The sequence below is a fragment of the Arthrobacter sp. P1_B4 genome (genome assembly GCF_056406555.1).
In genome coordinates, this window is the sequence record NZ_JBFTZW010000160.1 from 1 (window position 1) to 3,367 (window position 3,367).

Annotated in this window: 5 protein-coding genes; 2 read left to right on the forward strand and 3 right to left on the reverse strand. The window is 65.1% G+C overall.

Annotation, left to right across the window (positions count from 1 at the left end; genetic code table 11):
* The coding region (locus tag AC1D1W_RS20205; RefSeq protein WP_476944642.1) for a dihydrofolate reductase family protein at positions 1-309 on the forward strand (309 nt) is incomplete at its 5' end.
* Positions 310-332: 23 nt separating this feature from the next.
* Here the strand turns inward: AC1D1W_RS20205 and AC1D1W_RS20210 are convergent.
* Complete coding sequence (locus AC1D1W_RS20210) at positions 333-923, reverse strand: helix-turn-helix domain-containing protein (RefSeq protein WP_476944643.1); 591 nt, start codon at positions 921-923, stop codon at positions 333-335.
* A 97-nt stretch (positions 924-1,020) separates the two neighbouring features.
* Here AC1D1W_RS20210 and AC1D1W_RS20215 point away from each other — a divergent pair, with 97 nt between their 5' ends.
* A complete protein-coding gene (locus AC1D1W_RS20215) occupies positions 1,021-1,716 on the forward strand; it encodes a class I SAM-dependent methyltransferase (RefSeq protein WP_243177435.1) in 696 nt (231 codons plus the stop codon).
* Between the two features lie 37 nt (positions 1,717-1,753).
* On the opposite strand, the gene AC1D1W_RS20220 is transcribed toward AC1D1W_RS20215, so the two are convergent.
* On the reverse strand, positions 1,754-2,083 hold the full coding sequence (locus AC1D1W_RS20220; protein ID WP_439954074.1) for a YqfO family protein: 330 nt from the start codon (positions 2,081-2,083) through the stop codon (positions 1,754-1,756).
* A 50-nt stretch (positions 2,084-2,133) separates the two neighbouring features.
* Positions 2,134-3,367, reverse strand: a 1,234-nt coding sequence (locus AC1D1W_RS20225; protein WP_476944644.1) for a sodium:solute symporter family protein, incomplete at its 5' end; no start/stop codon positions are given.

Below are 3,367 nucleotides of genomic sequence, written 5' to 3' on the forward strand. Positions count from 1 at the left end.
GTCGTGTCGACCACACTGGACCACGCCGGCTGGAACAACAGCACGATTATCGCCGACGACATACCCGGCCAGGTCCGCGAGCTTCGCGAGCGGGAGAACGTGCTCGTGTGGGGAAGCCCGACGCTGACCAAGACGCTCATGGAGGAGAACCTCGTGGACGAGTACGTCCTGCTGGTGTCCCCCATCGTGCTCGGGCGTGGCAAGAAAATGCTGCCGGAGGACGGAMCCCGGTACACACTGCGGATCGTCGAACTTGAACTCCTTGAAGGCGGGATGCTGGCCCTCCGAATGGCGCCGGCAGGGTCCTAAGGAGAGCACATCAGAGGATGCGCCTAGCTATCGCGCTTGGGTGCCGCCCGGACATGGGTGCGCTGACCTTGTTTGCCGATAAGGCTGAGGAATTCGACCGGACCGGCGCTGGTTGCGCCGAACCAGTGCGGGGTTCGGGTGTCGAACTCCACGGCTTCGCCGGGCCTCAGGATCAGGTCATGTTCACCGAGGACCAGGCGCAAGGTGCCATTGAGGACATAGGCCCAGTCGTGGCCTTCGTGGGTGCGCAGCTGAGGCTCCTGCCCATCCCTGCCCTTGGGGAGGATGAACTTGTAGGCCTGAATGCCGCCCGGGCGGCGCGTGAGAGGCAAGATCGTCGACCCGTCCGGACCTGCGACGGGACGCAGATTGAGCCGGGGGTCGCCGGTCGGCGGCGCATCGACGAGTTCGTCGAGGGTTACCCCGTGCACGCGGGCCAGGGGGAGGAGCTGCTCGAGAGTGGGCCGCCGGAGGCCTGCTTCGAGTCTGGAGAGCGTGCTGGCGGAGATGCCTGTCTGCTCGGCGAGGTCTGCGAGGGTGACGTCCCGGCGGAGTCGCAGGCGCTTGAGACGCGGCCCGACGGCGCTGAGTGTGTGGTCGAGATCGTCGTTCATGAGGGCTATTTTGCCATTCGGCAATACCGCTTGCACATCCACCTGCCAGCCCGGGAGCATGGAATCTGAAGGCACATCAGATCGTAAGGGGTTCCACATGGCCGGGACGGCAGAGACATCGCCAGGGGAAGCAGCGGGCGGACGCGACGGTGACGCGATGACGCACAGCTTCGACAAGGACTACTGGCAACAGCACTGGGAACAGGCCCACGGTCCCGCCAAGGCAGATTCGGGAGGGGCTGCCCCGAACCCGCATCTCATCCGCGAAACCAGCGGACTCGCACCGGGAACAGCGCTGGATGCCGGGTGCGGGACAGGGGCAGAGGCGACCTGGCTCGCCGCGCACGGCTGGCAGGTCACCGGCGCCGACATTTCAGGCGCTGCCCTCGCCCAAGCGGCCGAGCGTGCCGAAGGGCAGTCTGTGTCCGGCACGGTGACCTGGGTCGAGGCGGACCTGACGTCATGGGCGCCGGGAGGCCGGTTCGACCTTGTGACCACCCACTACGCTCACCCGGCGATGCCGCAGCTTGCCTTCTACGAACGCATCTCGGATTGGGTAGCCCCCGGCGGCACGCTGTTGATCGTCGGGCACCTGCACGCTCCCGCCTCCCCGGGGCACGGGCACCGCCCTCCCCCGGAAGCGACTGTCACCCTCGCGGACATCACCGGGGGTCTCGACGCTGCCGTATGGAGCATCACGAGTGCCGAGGAGATCACGCGGACACTCCCCGGACCCGGTGACCGTGCGTTGCCGCTGCACGACGTCGTCGTGCGTGCCACCCGGCGCGGGTGACCTCACAGTTTCCGCCGCGCTGCACCCCCGGTGTTGCTCAGTCCGGCCGGCTGGCATCTACCGGGTAGGTCATGAACGCCGGCGTCTCATACGGATGGACGGACAACGCGGCATTGACGACGGCGTTACGCCGGGATCGGGGGAAGATTGCCTCGATCCGGGTTTCCGGCACCTCCTCGGAGGAACCGACGACGCCGACGAACGGGGTCGCGCCGGGTAACGGGGTAAAACGCCCGGTGCCGTCGAGGCTGAACGAGCAGTGGGAGTAATTGCCGAGCCTGCCCGCCCCGGCGTCGCCAATGGCCTGCCGGACCGCGGGCGCAGCGTCGGTGGGGACGTAGATGACCAGACAATCCATGGGCTCCATGGCAAAAAGTCTGCCACCGGGTGCCTCTCAGCGCCGAGGGTTCCAGCGAATCAGAATGTGGATGCTCCGGACTCGCCGAGCGGGTGCTCGCGCTCGATCTGGGCGACCTTCGGATCGTTCTCGTCGGCGCCGTAGTCGGAGTTGCGTGTGATGTCCTTCCCGTCGGGGAGCTTCATTGCGTGGAAGAGAAGAGACAGACCGGCGGCGACGRTCAGGTTGATCGCAAACGCTGTGACGGCGATGTAGACCTGCGTGTCCGTGCCGGGAATGGCCGCGATTGAGCCGCCAAAGTGGGCTTTCGTGACGGGGTTGACCACGTTGTACGCCGCGATGGTGCCGTAGGTGATTCCGGCTGCCCAGCCGCCGAAAAGCGCCCACCGGTGGAACCAGCGCGTGTAGAGCCCGGCAACGATCGCCGGAAAGGTCTGCAGGATCCAGATACCGCCGAGCAGCTGCATGTTAATTGCCGCCGACTGGTCCATGGCAATGACGAATACCAGGGCACCGAATTTCACCACGAGCGACGCGATCTTAGAGACGTGTGCCTCCTGCCGGGGTGTGGCATCGGGCCTGATGAGATCGACGTAAATGTTGCGGGTGAACAGGTTTGCCGCTGCTATTGACATGATCGCTGCCGGGACAAGAGCACCGATGGCGATAGCGGCCAGTGCGATGCCGGCAAACCACGCAGGGAACTGGTCCAAAAACAGCTGCGGCACCACCAGTTGCGGGTTGATGGCACCGTTCAGGTCGACCGGCACGGTACCGGCAAATATGGCCGCGTAGCCCAGCAGTGCCAAAAGCCCCAGCATCAATGAGTACAGCGGGAGCACAGCGGCATTCTTACGGATCGTGTTCCTGCTCTTGGTTGCCAAGACGCCGGTGATGGAGTGCGGGTACATAAACAGCGCCAAGGCAGAGCCCAGGGCCAATGTCCAGTAGGCGGAGTAGCTGGCGGCGCCGGGGATGAACACGCCGGTGGGTTTGCCGGTGGCCGGGTTGGTCGCACCCAGTTTCGCCTCGGCGGAGTTGAAGATGGGGTCCCAGCCGCCGAACTTGATCGGCAGGTAGATGACCGCAACGAWCACTGCCAGGTAAATCAAAAGATCCTTCACAACGGCGATCAGGGCCGGAGCCCGCAGGCCCGACGTATAGGTGTAAGCGGCCAGGACCACGAACGCGATGATCAGCGGCAGGTCCGTCAGCAGAACGTTCTCCGAACTGCCCAATCCCAGCACAGTGAGCACAGCCTTGATGCCGACCAACTGCAGCGCGATGTACGGC